Raw genomic sequence first — 21,732 nt, 5'->3', positions numbered from 1 at the left:
TGAAAATTGTGAATTATACGAATTGTGTGAGTGCCTGGCACCGTAAAATAAGGAGGAATTGGATATGACAGAAAAAACAACAGATTTCATTAAAGGCGGCGGATTTATTATTGAGGACGTGGCTTTAGACCGCGTATTTACTCCAGAAGATTTTACAGATGAGCATAAAATGATTGCCAAAACAACGGAAGAGTATGTGGCAAATGAAGTATTACCTGTCGTTGAAAATTTAGAGCATCATGAGTTTGAGCATTCAGTACGTCTACTAAAAAGCGCAGGTGAGCTTGGCTTGTTAGCGGCAGATGTACCGGAAGAATATCAAGGTCTTGGATTAGATAAAGTATCATCTGCGTTAATCGCAGAAAAAATGTCTGTGGCTGGTGGCTTCTCGATTACACATGGTGCACATGTTGGAATCGGTTCATTACCGATTGTGCTTTTCGGGAACGATGACCAAAAGCAAAAGTATTTACCAAAGCTAGCTTCAGGTGAATTGATTGCTGCTTATGCATTAACAGAGCCAGGTTCAGGTTCAGATGCACTAGGTGCTAAAACAACAGCCAAGCTTAATGCAGCTGGTACTCATTATGTATTAAACGGTGAAAAACAATGGATTACGAACGCTGGATTTGCGGATGTCTTTGTAGTATACGCAAAAATCGATGGCGATAAATTCTCAGCATTTATCGTTGAACGTGCGTACAATGGGGTTTCTGTTGGGCCTGAAGAAAAGAAAATGGGTATTAAATCTTCATCCACTCGTACATTAGTGCTTGAGGATGCAGAAGTCCCTGTTGAAAATCTTCTAGGTGAAGTAGGACGAGGGCACGTCATTGCCTTTAACATTTTAAATATCGGTCGCTATAAATTAGGGGTAGGAACAATCGGTGGTTCTAAGCGTGCATTGGAACTAGCCATTCAATATACGAACCAACGTCAACAATTTAAAACAAAGCTTTCTGATTTCAACTTAACGAAAGAAAAACTTTCAACAATGGCGTCTCAATTATATGCGTCTGAGTCGTTAAATTACCGTACAGTTGGTTTATTCGAAGATCGTTTAAGCCAGCTAAGCCCTGAAGAACAAAAGCAAGGAAAAGTCATTGCCAATGCCATTGCTGAATATGCGATTGAATGTTCGATTGCAAAAGTGTTTGGGTCAGAAACTTTAGATTATATCGCGGATGAAGCGGTGCAATTACATGGTGGCTATGGTTTTATGGCAGAATATGAAGTGGAACGTATTTATCGCGACTCCCGCATTAACCGTATTTTCGAAGGAACAAATGAAATTAACCGCATGATCGTGCCTGGCACATTTATGAAAAAAGCATTAAAAGGCGAATTGCCATTATTGCAAGTTGCACAGAACTTACAACAAGAGCTGCTTATGATGATGCCTGAAGAAGTAGGCACAGAGCCGCTAGCTCAAGAAAAATATCTTGTGAAAAACGCGAAGAAAATTGCTGTGTTAGCAGCAGGTATGGCAGCACAACGCTATGGAGCGAAGCTGGACCAAGAGCAAGAAGTGTTAGTGAATATCGCTAATATTGCGAACCAATTATTCGCTATGGAGTCTGCTGTGTTACGTACAGAAAAAGCGATTGCGCGTGAAGGTGCGGAAAAATCGCAACAAAAACTACTTTACACACAAATTTTCTGCCAAGAAGCATTTGCAGAAATTGAAAAAGAAGCAAAGGATACAATTCTTGCTTCAGCAGATGGCGATGCTGCACGTATGACATTATCTGCGCTACGTAAACTAACTCGAAACAATCCGTATAACCTAATAGCTAAAAAACGCGAAGCTTCCGTTAAACTAATCGAAGCCGAAAAATTCATCGTATAATATATTTTTTGACCTAGCTACTTGCTAAATGTAGCTAGGTCTTTTGTTATGTATGTGTCTATGTATGTGCCAGGCACTCAAACAATTCTGAATATTGCAGGACGGAATAGGAGCCGATATTGTGCGGTGTATCTATACAAAAGTGCCAGGCACTCACACAATTAGGTCCTCAAACAATTATAAAGCTACCTAAAAATTGTTTCATTTTGGCTCATGCTAGGGATGATGGTATACTACAGGAAATGATAGCAGAGGAGCCTACAAATATGATTCAATTAATCCATTATCCTAAATGTACAACTTGTAAAAAAGCTCAGAAGTGGTTAAACGACAATGGCGTTTCATACGAAGAGGTACACATCGTTGAACAAGCACCTACGAAAGAACAATTGAAGGCTATTTGGCAAGCGAGCGGACAGCCGCTAAAGAAGTTTTTTAACACATCTGGCATGAAATATCGTGAGCTTGGGTTGAAGGATAAACTGGCGGAAATGCCTGAAGATGAACAACTTGCATTACTTGCTTCTGACGGAATGTTGATTAAACGCCCAATTGTGACGGATGGAAAAAAAGTAACGTTAGGTTTTAAAGAAACAGAATTTGAACAAGCTTGGAATTAACTGCTTTTATCCTTGTTTTTATGAAAGAAGTATGGCACACTGAAAGTGAATATATTACATATTTATGGAGGGGTTTTTGGCATGAGCACACCTAAAGACTTACGTTACTCTGAAGAACACGAATGGGTAAAATTAGAAGATGGTAAAGTACGTATCGGTATTTCACATTTTGCACAATCTGAATTAGGAGATATCGTTTTCGTTGAGCTTCCACAAGTTGGCGACGAAATCAAAACAGATGATCCATTCGGAAGCGTAGAATCAGTTAAAACTGTATCAGAATTATACGCACCAATTTCAGGTACTGTAGTTGAAGTAAATGCAGACTTAGAAGATAGCCCAGAGTTCGTAAATGAATCACCATATGAAAAAGCATGGATGATCGTAGTCGAGCCTGCTGATGCATCAGAGATTGAAAACCTTATGACTGCAGAACAATACGAAGAATTAATTGCAGAATAAACAAGCCTATAATAGAAAAACGTCGGACAACATACCGGCGTTTTTTATTATATAATCGGTTCGTTTTATTCAGCTAGTAAACGATTTAAGTATTTAGAGAGCTAAATATTTTAGTGCCTAGCCGGTATAATGAATAGTAATATTGTCCAAATGGCAAAGCTGCAAACATGTAGGTCTTAGCATAGTAAGATAACTGTCTAAATGGGGGTGGCGTGATGTTCGAAGGGAAATGTTTAATCGTGGAAGGCCGTTCGGATAAGCTTCAAATTGAACCTATTTTGAGTGAAGATGTTACAATACTTTGTACGAATGGTACAATTGGTGTGCATCAGCTAGAAGAATTACTCGACCCATATGAGGGCTGTGAGCTATATACATTTTTTGACGCAGATGCATCTGGAGATAAACTCCGAGCATTAATGGACAGACATTATCCAGAAGCGGAGCATCTACGGACAATGCCTACTTATAAAGAAGTAGAAACAACACCGAGGAAAGTGCTTGCAACAATTTTATTGCGCGCGCATTTTTCCATCCATAATGAATATATTTTATAAGGTTGCGTGAAACAATGGAAGAATGGACAAAAGAGCAGTGGGAAACGGCTGTAAAGTCTGGCGAAAAAACTGCCTTTTATTTATATACACCGATGTGCGGAACATGTGCCGTCGCATCCAAAATGATGGATATTATTGAACAGTTATTGCCACAGCTTCAAATCGGCAAGGCAAATATTAATTTTTTAGAGCAAATCGCTTATGATTATCAAATCGAAAGTGTCCCTTGTTTACTCGTTAGTGATGGCGGTAAAGTGAGTGAAAAAGTGTATGCTTTTCAATCCGTACCATTTTTATACGAATTGTTAAAAAAATCAATTGACTGAACTTTGCTAGCGTGGTAAAGTAACAAATATATTAAAAAACATTAAATATATCGAACTCTTATAAAGAGTGGCGGAGGGAAGTGCCCTATGAAGCCCGGCAACCATCACGTATGTGAAAAGGTGCCAAATCACTCAAAGATTTATCTTTGAAAGATGAGAGAACGGTTTAGCGTATAAAAGTACGTGACCCCTTCTACTTGTCCATGAGTGAAGGGGTTTTTTATATAAGAAAAGGAGTATTCGCTATGATACAGCTGCAAAATATAACGAAGAAATACAAAACCGCAAATGGCGAATTAACTGCTGTCAAAGATGTCAATCTTACGATAAACAAAGGTGAAATTTTTGGCATTATCGGCTATAGTGGCGCTGGTAAAAGTACGATGATTCGTTTATTAAACGGTTTAGAAAAGCCAACAACAGGTACCGTGAAAGTTAACAACCAAGAATTTTCTTCTATTAGAGGTCAAAAGTTACGTGATGCCAGACAAAAAGTAAGTATGATTTTCCAACATTTTAACTTACTTTGGTCTAGAACTGTTGCAGAAAACATCGCCTTCCCATTAGAAATTGCAGGGGTTGCAAAGAAAGAGCGAGAGGCACGGGTCAAAGAGCTTATTGCACTTGTTGGATTAGAAGGTCGTGACAAGGCGTATCCATCACAGCTATCAGGTGGTCAAAAGCAACGTGTTGGGATAGCACGAGCGCTTGCTAACAATCCGGAAGTATTATTATGTGATGAAGCGACATCAGCACTGGATCCTGAAACAACGGATGCGATTCTTGATCTTCTTGTTGATATTAACGAGCGTTTAGGCTTAACTATTGTGTTAATTACCCATGAAATGCATGTTATCCGCAAAATTTGTCATCGTGTGGCGGTAATGGAAGCTGGGGAAATAGTAGAGCGTGGTGAAGTATTGCAGGTGTTCCAAGCTCCGCAGGCAGCCATTACGAAAAAATTCGTTTCTCAAATTACCGATAATAAGGAAACGCAGGAGACAGTGGCACAGCTAAGAATAAATTATCCGACAGGACAACTTGTGAAGCTTGTTTTTGTAGGTGAAAAAACAGAACAGCCGGTTATATCACATTTAGTGAAGCAGTTTGATGTAGAAATAAGTATTGTCCATGGCAATATTTCGCAAACGAAAAACGGCGCATATGGCACATTAATTGTGCAAATTGATGGCACAGAGGCAAATGTAGCTGCAGCTTTAAGTTATTTAAATACAGTTGAAGTACAAACGGAGGTGATTGCAAATGCTAACTAGTCTCTTTCCGAATGTCGATTGGGAAAAAATGTGGTCCGCAACATATGAAACACTTTATATGACTACGCTGTCCACAGTCGTCACATTTATCCTTGGTTTAGCCATTGGCATAATCCTCTTTTTAACAAGTCCCAACCAACTATGGGCAAATAAGATGGTTAACTTTTTAACAGGATCGGTCGTCAATATATTCCGATCAATACCATTTATCGTATTAATTATTTTATTAATACCATTTACAAAGTTTTTACTTGGGACAATTCGAGGAGCAAATGCAGCTCTACCTGCACTCATTATCGGTGCTGCACCATTTTATGCGCGAATGGTTTTAATTGCATTACGAGAAATTGATAAAGGTGTTATTGAAGCGGCACGCTCGATGGGTGCTAAAACATCTACGATTATATGGAAAGTGCTTATTCCAGAGTCATTACCGGCACTTATTTCAGGAATTACAGTTACAGCTGTAGCACTTGTTGGCTATACGGCGATGGCTGGTATTATCGGCGCTGGTGGTCTAGGAAACTTAGCATTCTTAGATGGCTTCCAACGTAATCGCCAAGATGTGACATTAATGGCAACTATTTTGATCTTAGTAGTCGTATTTATCATCCAATGGATTGGCGATATGATTACAACGAAAACGGACAAACGTTAAACAGGTTACACCGGTTATTGACCGCTAACATATTGAACTTATTAAAGGGAGTGTAGACAAATGAAGAAGTTATTAGCAGGGTTATTATTATCAGTACTTGTACTTGCTTTAGCAGCTTGTGGTGCTGGTAACAAAGACGAAGCAGGTTCTGGCGATAAAACAGAAGGTAGTGCAGATACAGCAGAAAACGTAACATTAAAAATTGGTGCATCGAACACACCACACGCAGTAATTTTAGAAAAAGCAAAACCGATTTTAGCTAAAGAAGGTATTGATTTAGATATTCAAACATACCAAGATTATGTACTACCTAACCAAGATTTAGATTCAGGTGAAATTGAAGCAAACTATTTCCAACATATTCCTTACCTAGAGCAACAAATTAAAGATAATGGCTATGATTTCGTTAACGCTGGTGGCGTTCATATCGAGCCAATCGGTATTTACTCTAAAAAATATAAATCTCTTGAAGAGCTACCTAAAGGTGCAACAATTTTATTATCGAACTCAGTTGCAGACCACGGTCGTATGCTGTCATTATTAGAAGCAAAAGGCTTAATTAAATTAAAAGATGGTATCGACAAAACAGCAGCAGAAATTAAAGATATTGTAGAAAATCCAAAAGACTTTAAATTCGATGCAAATACTGCACCAGAATTACTTGTGCAAATGTTTGAAAACGAAGAAGGCGATGCTGTTCTTATCAACTCTAACTACGCAATTGATAATGGTCTAAACCCTATTGAAGATGCAATTGAGCTAGAAGATAAAGAATCTCCATATGTTAATATCATTGCAGTACGCGCTGGTGATGAAAATAAACCAGAAATTAAAAAGTTATTAGAAGTATTAAAATCAAAAGAAATCCAAGACTTCATCGTGAAGGAATGGAAAGGTTCAGTAGTACCAGTTAAATAACATGTTGTATGACGCAAAGAATAGTACAAGCCATGAAAATGGTTTGTACTATTTTTTTTAGGGGATAACAATTTCTAAGGTAACAGCATTGCACTCATTGTTTAGAAATTGTTTAGATGTATTTATTATGATTATTGTTATAATATTATTCGATAATTACATCGGGAATTTACGTTGTTTAGTCCTAGTGGAGGTGACATATTATTACAAAGAAATTTAAGAATAGTATTTTAGTCTTGTTCATCCTTGTATTTGTTTTGATGAGCTGTTCACAAGGAAATGAGAAGGTAATGAAGAAACCGATTTCATCTACCGAGCAGTTTGTTATCGATAAACTTATGACCAAAGATAAGCTATTACGTACAGATTTAACACAACAAAAGAATGTCTATTTATCTGAATCAGTCGGATTATGGTTGACCTATTTATTAGAAAAAGATGATCAAGTTCGTTTTAATGAACAGTTTGAGGTAATGAATGATTATTTCTTAGAAAAAAAATTTATTGTCTGGCGCATTGATGGAAAAAAACAAGCATCTGTTAACGCATTAATTGATGATTTTAGAATTATTCAAGCGCTAATGGAAGCAGGAGAAAAATGGCATGACAAACGATATATTGCATTAGGTAAGACATTGGGCAAGAACCTCGTAAAATACGGAATGCTAGAAAATACATTTGTTGACTATGTGGATGTCCATACACATCAACAAGCTAACACTATAACGTTAAGCTATATTATGCCTTCCGCTCTTTCCAAAATGCGACAATATAAACTAATCTCGAAAGCGCAACAAAAGCAGCAATTAGCAATTTTAGCGCACGCACCAAAAGCGAAAGCGGGTTATTTTCCGAAATATTATGATATCGTAACAAAACGCTACGAATATGATACAGAGTTACATATGATTGATCAATTGTATACGGCTTACCATAGTGCAACTGTCGGTTTGGAAACAAAGGCTTTTTCCAACTGGTTGCTGTCTTTATATAGTAGAGATGAAAAATTATACGGTCGCTATGATGCGAAAACAGGTGAACCAGCTGTTCCATTCGAATCACCTGCCGTGTATGCATTAGCTACTTGTTATATGTTGGAGATTCATAATGATGAAATGGCAGAGCTGTTTTATCAAAAAATGGAATCGCTCAAAGTGAAAGCAAATACAGGCTATGTAGACCCGCAAACGAAAGCGACGCATATTTTTGATAATTTATTACCACTTTTGGCGGAAAGAGAGGTTGACGATGCGAACAGCGATAAAATGGAATAAAGCGATATTTCTTTACGCAATTTTACTTATTTTACTTCTACAATTACCATCCTATTTTTTACTCAACAAAGATAGTGAAAGCTTATTATTATATATCTTTCTGCTACTTTTAGTCATCATCACACTTTGGCGGGGAACGGTTACAGGGCTAATTAGTAGTTTATTATTTATTTTTATTAGCGGCTCCACATTACTATATATCGGGATGACGGAATCTATAGCAATGTTAAGTAAAGCATTTTCAATGCAGTTATTTTTGGCCTACGGTGTAGTATTATTACTTCTCGTATTATGTGCTGGAAAGATACATGAATTATTGATTGCACAAGAAAACTATATAAAAAATTTACAAAGGGATGTTAAAAAGTTTGTAGCAATAGATGTTGAAACCGGTTTTGAAAATGAATCACGAATGCATGTCATTGTAAATGAAGAAATGCGCAGAGCGGATCGCCATCAACATACTTTTGTATTTATCATGCTAAAGCTTGAAAACTATGAGAAGTTTAAAAAGCTTTATGGTATTAAAGAAGCACAGTATTTATGGAAGCAACTGGCCGAAAAAATACAACAGTCTGTTCGACAAACAGATAAAAAATTTCGTTATCGTGAAAATTATTTGGCTATTTTATTAATTGATACGTCAGATCAATACATTGACATCATTTACGATAAGTTGGATCAAGCGCTGAAAAACCATCAATTATTAAATAAACGTTGGGTAACCCTTAGCTATAAAACAAGTTATTTTACTTATACGCCACAGATGGATCAAAGCTTTGATGATTTATTAGCAGAGATGGAAAGGGAGATGAGATCAAGTGCGCTTTAAAATTGGCATACTCGTCTTCATTAGCCTTTTATATTTGTTTTCGATGCCTCAGCATTTTCGAGCAAGTGCAAATGGCAAAGATCTTGCCCTTATTTATGTTACGAGCAATCGACAAGTAGATGAAGAAGTACAAATTATACATGAAATGCTAGCAGCTTATACAGATGTAGATGTCATACCAATTGAAAATATTCAAGAAGATACATTGGCTGTTTATAAGCGCATCGTCTTGTTCAATGGCTATAAAATGCAACTACCAGATAAAGCATTACAAGCGTTCAATAAATTTCAAGGACCAGCTGTTGCAATTGGAGATAATATCAAACAACTGGCACCATTTGCGCATTGGCACTCGGGAAAGACGGTAGCACTACGAAAAATCGGTGAACATATGTTAGAAAGGCCTCTGGAATGGAACGCGATAATCCCACCTAATAATGCTGAAGTGAAAGTGATGGCATCTTCATTTAATGCTGATTTCCCTTTTGTTATGAAAGAAAGGAACAGCAATTGGTCTTATATTGGGAAAGTTATACAATCATCGCCTGTCATATATGACTGGCCCTCCATATTGGGTGATTTATTGCAACTTTCAATGCCCGAAATACATCCTGCCTTTATTGTGTTAACAGATATTAATATGGAAACGGATGTTGTGAAGTTAAAGAAAGTAGTAGAACAATTAAAACGCTATAACGTTCCTATAAACTTACAAATTACACCGCTATTTGAGGATGACGGAGCGCTATACTATTTGCGCAATAACAAAGCATTACTGAAGTATTTACAGCAATTACAGCAGGAGGGGGTAGCTTTTATTTTATCTTCTTCACAAGCTACCATGGAAAAGAGCTTACATACTTTAGTATTGAGCCATATTTACCCTACTTTCGTACAAGGGAATAGTACGCTTTTCAGTGGTGCAGTGCGACAACAGGAAAGTCATTTTTATATAACCGAAAGTGGTGCTCAAAAAATGTATCCGTATACGATAGCGGCGATAAATGATATGGATACGCATCCACTTTATGCACTTCAACAGTCGATTCGTTATATCAAGAGTGCACCAGGTTCCGCAATTGGTATTCAATATCCTAGTTATTTAGGGGCCCATTATGTGCAAGAGATTGTTGAACAATTGAATAAACAAGTCCAGTTTGAATGGCTTAATTTTAGAAAAACAGAACAGTTCGTAAAGACATCAAAGGTGACAATCGCGCAATCAGCGAATGGTGAGCAAAAGGTTCAGCTATCTTTTACCAACATTGAGCGCTTAAAAATGAGGTTTGATGAGCGGCCATTTGAAATGGTTCTTTGGCTATTAGTAATCATTGTATCGTTATTTGTTACCGTATTTTTTATGAATACTTTGCGACTACGTGTAACATTACGTAAGCGATTATTTGAGGAGAGGAAGCATAATGGCTGATATTTTCTTTTATATTTCATTGTTTCTTATATGGATTATGCTGTTATACCATATGTTTTTAATGCAAGGGGGTTATATGCATTTTCAGTCATATGAAAAGGATATCGATGAATGGTCAAAAAAAATGATCGATGTGCCGACAGTGAGTGTCTTTATCCCTGCACATAACGAAGAAGTCGTGATTGAACAAACGTTACGCGCAATGTCCCGATTGTATTATCCGAAAGATAAGTTGGAAGTAATCGTTATTAACGATAATTCATCGGATCAAACAGGAGACATTGCTAGAAAGTTTACGGAGAAATATCCATTTATACGGGTTATTGAAACAGTAGAACCGTATAAAGGTAAAGGTAAATCTTCCGCATTAAATGCAGCATTAGCCGATTCAACTGGGGAAGTGGTAATTGTCTATGATGCAGATAACACACCAGAACGTATGGCCATTTGGTATTTAGTAATGGGTCTTGTGAATGACCCGAAAGCAGCTGCAACAGTGGGCAAATTCCGTGTAGTCAATGCGGCAGAAACTTGGCTAACGCGTTTTATTAATATTGAAACGATTTGTTTTCAGTGGATGGCACAAGGTGGTCGTTGGAAGTGGTTTAATATTGCAACGATCCCAGGTACAAATTTTGCCATTCGTCGTAGTATTTTAGAACAATTAGGTGGATGGGATGTAAAGGCGTTAGCGGAAGATACTGAATTAACGATTCGGGTCTATAATTTAGGCTATCATATCCGCTTTTTCCCTAAGGCTATTACGTGGGAACAAGAACCAGAGACGTTAAAAGTATGGTGGAAACAACGGACACGTTGGGCACGGGGAAATCAGTATGTTGTGCTAAAATTTTTAAGCCAATTTTTCACATTGAAAAGAAAAAGCATTATTTTTGATTTGTTTTATTTCTTTTTTACATACTTTTTATTTTTCTTCGGTGTCATTTTGTCCAATCTTTTATTTATAACAAATTTATTTTACGATATTGGCCTAACTGTAGGGGATATTGCCATTGTTTTATGGGTATTGGCTTTCTTGTTATTTTTAGGTGAAGTCATGATCACCCTTAGCATTGAAAAAACGGAGATGAATCGTAAAAATTTCTTCTATGTTATTTTAATGTATTTCACCTATTCACAAATGTGGATTGTATTAGTTATTTGGTCGCTATTTTTAGAAATAAAAAGAGTTTTTACTGGCCAAGAAGTGCAATGGTATAAAACGGAGCGCTTTGCAAAGAAAACAAAATAAGGAGAATAACAATGAGATTCTTACTAGCTATTTTTACAATTTTAATCAGTTTGCCGTTCTTAGTTTCGCATGCCATAGCTGCACCTATTACAGTAGAAAAACAAACAATTGCGATTGAGGCAAGTAGCTCAGCAAAAAAACCATTGCTATCACAGGCAATAGATTTACAAGGTCCAACTTCCTCAAGAGATTTCTATTACACGCTCACTGAAGATGTTAAAACAGAGGGACATACTGTATCATTTCAAATCCAGCATTCAGAGCTGTTAATAGCCCCATCCTCTTTTACGATTAAAGTGGATGATACCGCAGTAAAATCGATTGCCTTAACTTCAGATGTATTACAGCAAACTGTTACTGTTGCATTACCGGAAAGTGCCTTAAAAAAAGGGTCGCATAAAATAACTGCTAGCTTCTATGGCATTTTAAAAGAAGGGGTATGTGTAGCACCTGGTAATGAAGGAAACTGGCTACGTATTGATATTTTATCTTCTATATCTTTAGTAGATGACAGTATGCAACAATGGACATTAAGCAATTACCCAGATGCGTTTGTAGGCTATGAAGATTATCAAACGACGCTCATTGTACCAGATAAAGCTTCGCAACAAACTTTAAATGCTAGTTATCAACTTGCTGCGTATTTGTCAGATCGAGGAGACAAAGACGTTGATGTTAAAAGAGAATCAGCTGTTGCGCGTGTTAACGGGCCAGTTATCGTTATTGGAGCTAAAGATGAATTTAGTACAAACTATATGATACAAATGCTGAACACTGCTAATGTTCAATATGAAGATGCTCTTGCACTTCGTATGCATAGCCTTAAAAATGAGGATAGTAATCAAAGTGTGCCATTATTATTTGTGTCAGCAGCTTCTGCCGATGCATTGCAAAAACGAATGACTGCATTAACAGATGCTAGGCTGTATAGTCAATTTGCTGGCAGTACGTTAATAGTGGATGAGCTACCAACGGTGGACAATGCAAAGCAATCTACAGTGTTATTTTCACAATTAGGTTTTAACGAGCAAATATTATCGAGTCAAATAACCGAGACACCCCATTTTTATGTGTCCTTACCATCGCTCGAGCCTGATAAAGAAGCGAACATGCGGTTAGTTTTAAAGAAATCAACATTGTTACCTGGAAAAGGGCACGAAGATGAACGAGAAGTAGAATTGATTGTTTGGGTAAATGGTGTACCGCATGCTATAGACCTTCAAAAGCTAGAGTCCATTTCTTCCGATTTATATGAAGTGAATGTACCTATCCAAACAAATGTAATTAATAAACAGTCACTAACAGATATACAATTTGAAGTGACTGGATTTCAATTAGAAGATCCTTGTGAAACGACAAATGAACGGTATTGGCTATATATCGATGAAAGTAGTACATTAACGCTTGCAAAAGAAGCGATTACACCAACATTTACGCTAAGAGATTTCCCAAATGCATTTCACGAACAAGCATTAATTATTGTTCCAAATAATGCGGCTACTAATGATACACAAATGCTCTTGTTATATAAAGCTTTAATGATGAATGGTGAAATGGCACAAACGATTTTGAAAAAAGAACAAGATGTGACGGAAGAGGAATTAACAAAACATGCTGTTATTTTTGTTGGAGCATCTGAACAATTTCCGAAGCTCATTGGCAATAAAAACGAAATAGGCCAGTCTACTGAAGATTTTCTACAGCAAGGATTCCTGCCGGAAACAATTGCTCAGCATACATTTATTATGCAAAGTTTGTGGAATGATAAGCATCCGCTAATGATCATGCAAACGATGGATGAAGCGGCCAATCAGAAGGATTTTTTAGCCCAATTGAAAGGTACGAATGAAAAAGTAAGTGCTGCGATTGAAACGAAAGAGGGGAAATTCATTGTTGCAGCTAAAAGTGCAACTGATTCTGAGAAACCTGTATCGGAACAAAAAGATACGAATGTATTTATGCTTATTGCCGAGTTTGCATTATTAATAATAGTCATTGGCGTAATTCTTTATTTTATTTTACGTAGAAGAAGAAAAAATCTAGTTGTTGAGGATGGAGAAGAGTAATAAGGTTGGGGAAAAATGAGAAGTGTTAGATTGACTGCTATCAATCTAACGCTTTTTTATGTTTGGAATGTATGTTTAGAAATTGTTTAGTTTCAGTTCGTACGATAGATATGTTAAAAAGTCTATGTGGTGAGGGTTACTTTGATGTTTCATATAAGCTAGCAGAGGGCAGTAAAAAGCTGAAGGCTATATTCAGTAAGGTCATTTTCAAATAAATGACTAGTGTGACTGATAGGTGAACGAATGATACAAGCTTCGCTATCTCTGTTAAAAAATTGCTATATATGGTAGTCTTCAATAGTTAAAAGCTATATAATGATAAAATTGACAAGCCTCTCCATTTTGCTTTTTGCAACGTAGCGAATCGTTAAATGGTCTGTGCAGTTGATTGGATCGGAAAGTGAATGATGAAGGTCTGAAACATCATTTCTATGCGTTCTACAAGGAGGTATAAAGAATGGTTGAAGTTAAGTTGCCAAAAGAGATTATGCAAGAACAAGATGTGAAAAAGTATTTTGAAATGATGCTCGAAAGTGTTATTCGTTCTCATATGACGATTACTACTATTTTTTTAAAATGTGTAAACAATACCTCATCAGAAGTAGAGCATAGCAATGTCAACACTCAATTAGCACATTTTTTAATGGACAATATTCGAAAGACAGATTTACTCTTCCAATTAGAAGATGGTGAGCATTGGGGCATTGTTTTTTTACAAAGTAGCGATGTTGAAGCAAATGCGTTTTTACAAAGAATCTTTAAATTACTAAAACGGAACAGAACAATACCCAATGAGATTGGCTTAAAAGCTTCTATTACGGAAATACGTAATAATGCCATAAATTTTGAAACATTAATGGAGAAAAATAAAGCATTACTAGCAGACGATCATCAACCGCAATGGTTGATCGAGCGAATTGATGATTACCGTAAACAAGCAATCGAACATGTGAAAGTGAGTATTATTGAGCAAAATGCCATTTTTAGAAAAGTTCTAGAAACAACGTTAATTTCTATGGATATTACTAATTTTACGTTTGAAGTTACAGCATATGAAGATGGTTATAGTTTTTTGCAGAGTAAAACCTATCAATCTGGCCATTTACATTTAATTATCATGAACGATATTTTACCACGCAACAATGGCTTAGAAATTTTACACAGTTTAAGAGCAATGCCAAATGAAAAAAAATTCATTATTTACATGATGTCTGAACGAAACTCGGAGATTGCCGCACTGAATGCCTATGAGGGTGGTGTAGATGAATTACTTGTTAAGCCATTTAATTTACGTCTATTAGAAGCAAAAATTAAACGGACCTTTGCGAGGTATTGGTTATGATCGAATTATCGCTTGTGTTTCTATTAGCAATGATTGCACTGCTGCTTATTGTACTATGTGGATTTATGTTGTATATATTTTACCAACGTCAACGTGAAGTTGCATTTAATAAATCGAGAGATCATTATTTAAAAGACTACTCGCCACATTGGTATGACTATTTTTTTAATAACGAAATTTTTTCAGTCGTACTTATTCCGCGTGGTAATCCTCAAGTGAAGGCAATTGAAATGATTTTTTCATCTTATTTAAAGAACATTACAAATGAAGAAATGACACGGAAAATGAAGGACTTTGCCAATTTATATTTAAAGCAGTTTTATGAGAAGGATTTAATGAGTAAACGTTGGAGTATTCGGATGAACGCTTTATATCGAATTGCAGAATTCCGGCTCGATGAATTGCTAGATGCTTGCCGAAAATTAGAGGACACGAAATATTCGAAGGAAGAGTTTTTTCAATTACTTAAAATCTATTCCATATTTCAGCCAGAATTGTTTATGCAAAAAATAAAAGAGCCGAACGCCCATTATGCGGAAAGTGAATATAGAAGATTATTCGTATTATTAGAGGAAGATGTATTTATCCAATTTTTTGAGGACTTTACGAGCTGGCCAGCTAGTATTCAATTTGCGGTGATTGATACTGCGGGGGCTAAAAGAAATATGAAATATATTGATAAACTAGAGCAATTATTAATGAATGACGATGATGAGATTAAAATACGAGCGTTAAAAGGTCTTTTTGAAATTGGTGTAATAGAAAACATCGATCCGTATATACCTTTCGTTACTTCTCATTTATGGGAAGTGCGATTAATGATAGGGAAAATTTTAAAATATGTTCCACTTGCTTATACTTTTCCGTATTTAAAACAACTTCTGCAAGATGAGAATTGGTGGGTTCGAAATCAAGCAGCGAAAACAATCGCTGAGGATCGCGATGGCATAGAGAAATTAAAAGAGTTTATTTCATATTCTAATGATGCCTATGCATTAGAAATGGCACAGGAAATAATAACGAGAAAGCAGGGAAGTAGATGATATATTTACATTACGCCATGTTGTTCTTTGGCGGTGTTATCGTATTTTATATGCTATTTGTTATTGTTTCTTATTGCACGATGTTTACAATTGCGATGCTTGATTTGCGTAAGCGATATCGCTTAGATCCTTCAGAATATGATGATGCGCATATTGACGCCTTTTATTCAAAACCAGTGTCATTACTAGTTCCAGCTTACAATGAAGAAATAGGTGTAGTTGATACGGTTTATTCGTTGCTTAATTTACGCTATCCACAAACAGAAATTATCATTATTAATGATGGCTCAACAGACCGTACATTAGAAACCGTTATTAAGCATTTTCAAATGAAGCCTGTTAATAAAATTGTTCGTACTAATATTCCAACGAAGGAAGTCAGACAAATCTATGAATCTGAGATTTATATGAATTGTATTTTAGTAGATAAAGTGAATGGCGGGAAAGCGGATGCCTTAAATGTAGGGATTAATGTCTCACAATATCCTTATTTTTGTTCCATTGATGGTGATTCCATATTAGATGAGAAAGCATTGCTTCGTGTGATGAAGCCTATTGTTTTATCTGACGGTGACGTGGTTGCAGCAGGGGGCAATATTCGTATTGCCAATGGGGCTAAAATGCAACTAGGTTCAATTTATGATATGCAGTTACCTACTAATTATTTAGTAATCATGCAGGTCATTGAATATTTACGCGCGTTTTTAATGGGACGCATCGCCCTAAGTAAATTTAATCTTGTATTAATTATTTCAGGCGCTTTTAGTGTCTTTTCAAAAAAATGGGCGGTTGAAGCAGGGGGCTATGCGACCAATATTATTGGCGAGGATATGGAGCTTGTCGTTAATATCCATCGACTTATAAAAGAGAAAAAGGCCAAAAAACGCATTGAATTCGTACCAGACCCTGTTTGTTGGACAGAAGCGCCGCACACTTTAGGTGTATTGCGCAATCAGCGAAGACGTTGGCATCAAGGAATGTTTGAAAGTCTATGGAAACATAAAAAAATGACGTTAAATCCACGCTACGGTTTGATTGGACTCGTATCATTTCCATACTTTTGGCTTGTGGAATGTTTAGGTCCTATTGTAGAGCTTGGTGGCTATATTTATATTGTCATCGCGTTTTTCTTAGGGCAAATTTATTATGAAATGGCGATTTTATTATTATTACTTTTTGTCATTTATGGTGTGATTTTTTCTATTGCTTCGGTATTATTCGAGGCTTGGAGCATGAATACGTATCCGAGAAAGAGAGACTTAATACGTATGGTTCTTTTAGCGCTTACAGAAATTTTCTGGTATCGTCCACTCACGCTTCTATGGCGTTGTGAAGGATTAATTCGTTTTTTACGGAAGAAGAGTGAATGGGGAAATATGAAGCGCGTCGGGATTGCTGAAAAGGAGAAAAGTGTATGAAGCGAATATATATAGGAATTTTCGTAGCATTCATTGTTATTGGTACGCCAATACTTATTTGGTTTTTAGACGATAAGACCCCGCTAAACGTAGCCATTTTAGATAAAACTGTTCCAAATGAAAGCTATCGTGAACATCTCGGTGTCAATTGGTTTTTAAATCATTATAAGTACACATTGGACAATCAACCATATGATTTAACGCAAAGTTACTTTGGCACTTCTCCGGACGACAAATCGAAAAGTGTAACGGAAAAGAAATTTCCAACAGATTACAGTAATTATGATGTAATTTATTTAGCGGATACGTATGGGGTTTATAAAGATGATTTAAAAGAGCAAAAACGACTTGGACAACGCTCAGAGAAAATTGTTGGGGGCTTAGAGATGGAAGAATGGCAAGCGATTGTCTCCCGTCTTGCGAGCAATAAAAAAAGCATGCTGATCGCCGAATATAATACATTTGCTTCCCCGACTTCTGAGGCAGTTCGCAAAGAGCTTCAAGATTACCTAGGCATTTCATGGTCTGGATGGATTGGGCGCTACTTTGATGAGCTGGATTATCAAAAAAATACGGAAATTCCCCAATGGGTAGTGGATGAATATGGTGATGATTGGCCTTATAAAGGTGGAGGCTTTCTAGTCTTTAACGAACTTACTGAAAAGCTAGTAGTATTAGAGCTGGATAAGCATGTCAAAACAGAAGGGATTCAGCTGCAATTTACTGAAGAGGGCAAGCAATTTTTTCATACCTCGGCAAGTGCGAAGTATGAATATTGGTTTGATATTATTACGCCAAAATATGCTGAAGATGCACTCGCTAATTATAAGTGGAATTTAACAGAAGAAGGCTCCAAGTTATTAGATGACAATAATATTCCACAACAATTTGCAGCGATTGTCGCACAGGATAAACGTTATACGACAAGCTATTATTTTGCAGGCGATTTCAATGATATGGCACGAGTACCTGCATTCTATAAAGCCAAAGGTTTGCCTACTATTTATAAATATGCTGAGAAGTTTGCTGACAGTTCCTTTTATTGGTCTATCTACATACCAGTGATGCACAAAATATTTGAGACATTTGATAAAAAGGAAATTAAGGAAGCAAGTCACCCTAATGGCTTAAATTACAATGCACGTGTCCAAGGTGAAACGTTTGAAGTGTTACAAGATGGAAAATGGAAACCGATAACATTTAAAGGTGTTAATATTGGTATGGGAAAACCAGGTGCATTTCCTGGCGAAGCGGCAATTACTGAAGAAGAGTATTATCGGTGGTTTAATCAAATTGCTGCGATGAATGCGAATACGATTCGTGTATATACGTTACATCCACCAGGTTTCTACCGAGCACTTGCAAAGTACAATGAAGAAAATCCACAAAAACCGCTATATGTTTTACATGGTGTGTGGATAAATGAAGAAGGCTTAGCGGAATCGCTCGATGCTTATGATGAGGCGACGTTAAAGGATTTCCAACATGAAATGCAGCAAATGGTTGATGTGATTCACGGTAATACTTATGTGAAGCCTGTTGCAGGGCATGCGTCTGGTTTATATGATGTAGACGTTTCACAATATGTTATTGGTTGGGTACTTGGCATTGAGTGGTATCCAAAAATGGTCGTTGGCACAAATGAAAAGCATGCAAATATTGGACAATATAACGGCACATTTTTTGAAACAAAAAATGCCTCACCGTTCGAGCATTGGCTAGCTGAGCAAATGGATACCATTACAGTTTATGAGAAGAACAAATACAATTGGATGCGTCCGATGAGTTTTACGAACTGGGTAACAACCGATTTACTTGAACATCCATCGGAACCATCAGAGGATGAAGATTTAGTAGGCGTAAACCCGAATGTCATCTGGACGAAGGGGGACATGCAAAAACCAGGACAATTTGCTTCGTATCATGTCTATCCTTATTACCCAGACTTCTTTAATTTTGATAAAGATTATTTAAATTACGTAGATTTTCGTGGCCAGAAAAATAGTTATGCTGCTTATTTAAAAGAATTGCATGAGGCACATACAATGCCGATACTGATCGCCGAATTCGGTATTCCAGCATCCCGTGGCATGACACATGAAAATGTCTACGGCTGGAACCAAGGACATATGTCTGAAAAGGCACAAGGTGAGACATTGCAACATTTGTATGAAGATATTATGCATGAAGGCTTGCTTGGCGGTCTTGTTTTTACTTGGCAGGATGAATGGTTTAAACGCACGTGGAATACGATGGACTACGATGATCCAAATCGTCGACCGTTCTGGTCTAATGCGCAAACGAATGAACAACAGTTCGGACTTATGAGCTTTGATCGAAATAAAATTTTAGTCGATGGCAATTTAAAAGATTGGAAAGATGGCACACAACTTTACGGAACATCGCCTTCTAGCGCCATTGACTTTGCAGTTGATTACGATGAAAAATATGTGTACATGAAATTGCAAAGTGACGATTTAAAAAATGCTTCACCACGTATTTTATTAGATGTAGTGCCAAATCAGGGTAATACATCTGCCACAACTATTAAAAATATGACATTTTCAAATGGTGTCGATTTTATGGTGGAACTGAATAAAGACAGTGATTCTCGTGTTGTCATCGATGAATACTATGATTTCTATGATTATTTTTATGGGCATCGTTTAAACATGATTGCTCCACGCATGCAAAAAGCGACTAAAAATAGTGGGAAGTTTGCGCCAATATACTATGTGTTAAATAAACAATTGTATTTACCAGAACAAAAAGTAACAACGGACTTTAGTTTCTATGAAACAGGAAAGTTGCTGCAGGGCAATGCAAATCCTGAAGCACGAGACTATAATTCACTTGTCGACTACACGTGGACTGATGACAATGTCATTGAGCTACGAATACCTTGGCTCCTTATCCAATCAAAAGATCCGAGTCAGCGCGAGTTTATGGGTGATTTATATGCAAATGGTGATACAGCTTCCGTAAAAGTGGATGATATTTATATCGGTCTCGTATTTGTTGATAGGGAAGGGAACGTAGTACAATCTTTACCGAAAACAAATAATGATGTATTGCCAGCGCTTGAATCATATAGTTGGGATACTTGGCAACAACCTAAGTACAATGAACGGTTAAAACAATCCTATTATATTTTACAGGAGCTATTTAAAGAAAAATAAACGATACAGATGACTGTATTAATATCAATAATAGTAAAAAAACTACCCAGTGGATCGACCATTCCATTGGGTAGTTTTGATTATTTAAAAATTTGTTTACTGAAATTGAGAAAGTCGGGAAAAGAAATTCGTTACGAAATCTAAAAATATTTTTTCTGAAGGTGCAATTTCACGATTTACGGGCGAAATAATACCAACTGTTCTAGGAATGGTAGGTGATTCAATCGGCACTTTAATTGTAAAGCGAGCTGCTGAATCATAAAGGGAGCTTTCGGGTAATAGGCTGACACCAATGCCTGCAGCTACCAAACCTTTTAAGGCATCTAAGTCTTCTCCTTCAGAGATGACATTTGGTAAGAAACCTGCTGCGCGACAAGCATCCATCGCAACTTTATGCAAAATATAGCCATCTGGAAAAAGGACGAACAGGTCATTACGTAAATCGGCCAGCTGAATACTTTCTCGTTTTGCTAAAGGATGGTTCGCTGGCAATAAGGCTGCAATATTTTCGGTGAATAATATGGTTGATTGTATCGCTTCGTCTTTCGGTGGAAGAGGACCTAAAAATGCTAAGTTCAATTCACGGTTTTTTACTGCGTCAATTAAAAAACGATAAGAACCTTGGCGCAGTTGGAATTGCAATTCTGGATATTCACGCTTGAAAGCGGAAATAACAGTTGGCAAAACATAACTTGCTAAGCTAGTAGGAAAGCCGATTTTAATCGTACCTTTCGCGGGATCTAAATATTCCTCTACTTGCTTCGCTGCAAAATCTATTGCTTTTAAAGCGGTAATTGTATGTTCAAGAAAAGTTTTTCCTATCGGCGTTAATTTGACATTTCGGCCAACGCGTTCAAAAAGAGGTGTACCTAATTCATCTTCTAAGTTGGCAATTTGACGACTAATTGCTGATTGGGCAACGTGAAGATGTTCAGCAGCCTCAGAAATATGCTCACGCTCTGCAACCTCTACAAAATAACGTAATTGACGTAATTCCACTGGATATTCACCTCTATTAATCGAAAAATACGATTGCTTATATTTTAATTATATAATATTTAATAGATAAAAAGACTGAAAAATTAGCATAGTGCAAAATAAAAGAAAGAAAGATGATAAACAGCGCATGAAGGCGGTTATATTAGCAAAATAAAACGATTGTGAAAGGACGTTTTCTACTAGTTTTGTTAGTAATTTGAGAGTTTAGTCTTGTAAAATAAGTTCGAGGTGGAG

Annotated in this window: 18 protein-coding genes and 1 riboswitch; of the genes, 17 read left to right on the top strand and 1 reads right to left on the bottom strand. The window is 36.7% G+C overall.

The genetic code is table 11. From position 1 onward, the window contains the following. Positions 1 to 64: 64 nt before the first annotated feature. The 17 genes from ACKVEV_RS12370 (at position 65) to ACKVEV_RS12290 (ending at position 20,499) form a co-directional block, all read left to right on the top strand. A complete protein-coding gene (locus tag ACKVEV_RS12370) occupies positions 65 to 1,849 on the top strand; it encodes an acyl-CoA dehydrogenase family protein (RefSeq protein WP_402926255.1) in 1,785 nt (594 codons plus the stop codon). A 266-nt stretch (positions 1,850 to 2,115) separates the two neighbouring features. Next, positions 2,116 to 2,469, top strand: coding sequence for an arsenate reductase family protein (locus tag ACKVEV_RS12365; RefSeq protein ID WP_402926257.1), 354 nt, complete (start codon positions 2,116 to 2,118; stop codon positions 2,467 to 2,469). A gap of 81 nt (positions 2,470 to 2,550) precedes the next feature. Further along, complete coding sequence (gene gcvH, locus ACKVEV_RS12360; protein ID WP_402926259.1) at positions 2,551 to 2,931, top strand: glycine cleavage system protein GcvH; 381 nt, start codon at positions 2,551 to 2,553, stop codon at positions 2,929 to 2,931. A 215-nt stretch (positions 2,932 to 3,146) separates the two neighbouring features. After that, the gene (locus ACKVEV_RS12355) at positions 3,147 to 3,488 is read left to right on the top strand and encodes a hypothetical protein (protein WP_402926261.1); all 342 of its coding nucleotides are present in this window, start codon (positions 3,147 to 3,149) and stop codon (positions 3,486 to 3,488) included. Positions 3,489 to 3,502: 14 nt separating this feature from the next. Next, entirely contained in the window at positions 3,503 to 3,814 is a 312-nt protein-coding gene (locus ACKVEV_RS12350) for a thioredoxin family protein (protein WP_409366722.1), read from the top strand. A gap of 55 nt (positions 3,815 to 3,869) precedes the next feature. Continuing rightward, positions 3,870 to 3,974: riboswitch (SAM riboswitch) on the top strand. A gap of 85 nt (positions 3,975 to 4,059) precedes the next feature. Then, a complete protein-coding gene (locus ACKVEV_RS12345; RefSeq protein ID WP_409366721.1) occupies positions 4,060 to 5,088 on the top strand; it encodes a methionine ABC transporter ATP-binding protein in 1,029 nt (342 codons plus the stop codon). Further along, positions 5,078 to 5,746 carry a methionine ABC transporter permease gene (locus ACKVEV_RS12340; RefSeq protein WP_402926268.1) on the top strand — a complete coding sequence of 223 codons (669 nt, stop codon included), beginning with the start codon at positions 5,078 to 5,080 and terminating at the stop codon, positions 5,744 to 5,746. Before ACKVEV_RS12345 ends, ACKVEV_RS12340 begins: the two co-directional genes overlap by 11 nt. Before the next feature lie 60 nt (positions 5,747 to 5,806). Next, on the top strand, positions 5,807 to 6,664 hold the full coding sequence (locus tag ACKVEV_RS12335; RefSeq protein ID WP_409366720.1) for a MetQ/NlpA family ABC transporter substrate-binding protein: 858 nt from the start codon (positions 5,807 to 5,809) through the stop codon (positions 6,662 to 6,664). Positions 6,665 to 6,954: 290 nt separating this feature from the next. Continuing rightward, a complete protein-coding gene (locus ACKVEV_RS12330) occupies positions 6,955 to 7,938 on the top strand; it encodes a glycosyl hydrolase family 8 (protein ID WP_409366719.1) in 984 nt (327 codons plus the stop codon). Continuing rightward, positions 7,913 to 8,770: a diguanylate cyclase domain-containing protein gene (locus ACKVEV_RS12325; protein ID WP_409366718.1), complete on the top strand. Its 858-nt coding sequence runs from the start codon at positions 7,913 to 7,915 to the stop codon at positions 8,768 to 8,770. Before ACKVEV_RS12330 ends, ACKVEV_RS12325 begins: the two co-directional genes overlap by 26 nt. Further along, positions 8,760 to 10,199: a hypothetical protein gene (locus tag ACKVEV_RS12320; protein ID WP_409366717.1), complete on the top strand. Its 1,440-nt coding sequence runs from the start codon at positions 8,760 to 8,762 to the stop codon at positions 10,197 to 10,199. The genes ACKVEV_RS12325 and ACKVEV_RS12320 overlap by 11 nt, the downstream gene beginning before the upstream one ends. Continuing rightward, a complete protein-coding gene (locus ACKVEV_RS12315; protein WP_409366716.1) occupies positions 10,192 to 11,451 on the top strand; it encodes a glycosyltransferase family 2 protein in 1,260 nt (419 codons plus the stop codon). The genes ACKVEV_RS12320 and ACKVEV_RS12315 overlap by 8 nt, the downstream gene beginning before the upstream one ends. An 11-nt stretch (positions 11,452 to 11,462) precedes the next feature. Further along, positions 11,463 to 13,517, top strand: a complete 2,055-nt coding sequence (locus tag ACKVEV_RS12310) for a cellulose biosynthesis cyclic di-GMP-binding regulatory protein BcsB (protein ID WP_409366715.1) — start codon at positions 11,463 to 11,465, stop codon at positions 13,515 to 13,517. A gap of 457 nt (positions 13,518 to 13,974) precedes the next feature. After that, entirely contained in the window at positions 13,975 to 14,859 is an 885-nt protein-coding gene (locus ACKVEV_RS12305; protein ID WP_409366714.1) for a response regulator, read from the top strand. After that, positions 14,856 to 15,902, top strand: a complete 1,047-nt coding sequence (locus ACKVEV_RS12300) for a HEAT repeat domain-containing protein (protein WP_409366713.1) — start codon at positions 14,856 to 14,858, stop codon at positions 15,900 to 15,902. The genes ACKVEV_RS12305 and ACKVEV_RS12300 overlap by 4 nt, the downstream gene beginning before the upstream one ends. Further along, positions 15,899 to 17,320: a glycosyltransferase family 2 protein gene (locus ACKVEV_RS12295; protein WP_409366712.1), complete on the top strand. Its 1,422-nt coding sequence runs from the start codon at positions 15,899 to 15,901 to the stop codon at positions 17,318 to 17,320. The genes ACKVEV_RS12300 and ACKVEV_RS12295 overlap by 4 nt, the downstream gene beginning before the upstream one ends. Further along, positions 17,317 to 20,499 (top strand): hypothetical protein, encoded by a 3,183-nt coding sequence (locus tag ACKVEV_RS12290; RefSeq protein WP_409366711.1) that lies wholly within the window; start codon positions 17,317 to 17,319, stop codon positions 20,497 to 20,499. Before ACKVEV_RS12295 ends, ACKVEV_RS12290 begins: the two co-directional genes overlap by 4 nt. A 96-nt stretch (positions 20,500 to 20,595) precedes the next feature. Here ACKVEV_RS12290 and ACKVEV_RS12285 read toward each other — a convergent pair whose 3' ends face one another. Next, a complete protein-coding gene (locus tag ACKVEV_RS12285) occupies positions 20,596 to 21,498 on the bottom strand; it encodes a LysR family transcriptional regulator (RefSeq protein WP_409366710.1) in 903 nt (300 codons plus the stop codon). Positions 21,499 to 21,732 lie beyond the last annotated feature (234 nt).

It is taken from the genome of Lysinibacillus sp. 38-6, from assembly GCF_046245175.1.
Classification (GTDB): domain Bacteria; phylum Bacillota; class Bacilli; order Bacillales_A; family Planococcaceae; genus Lysinibacillus.
This window is presented reverse-complemented; position numbering and strand designations above follow the sequence as displayed.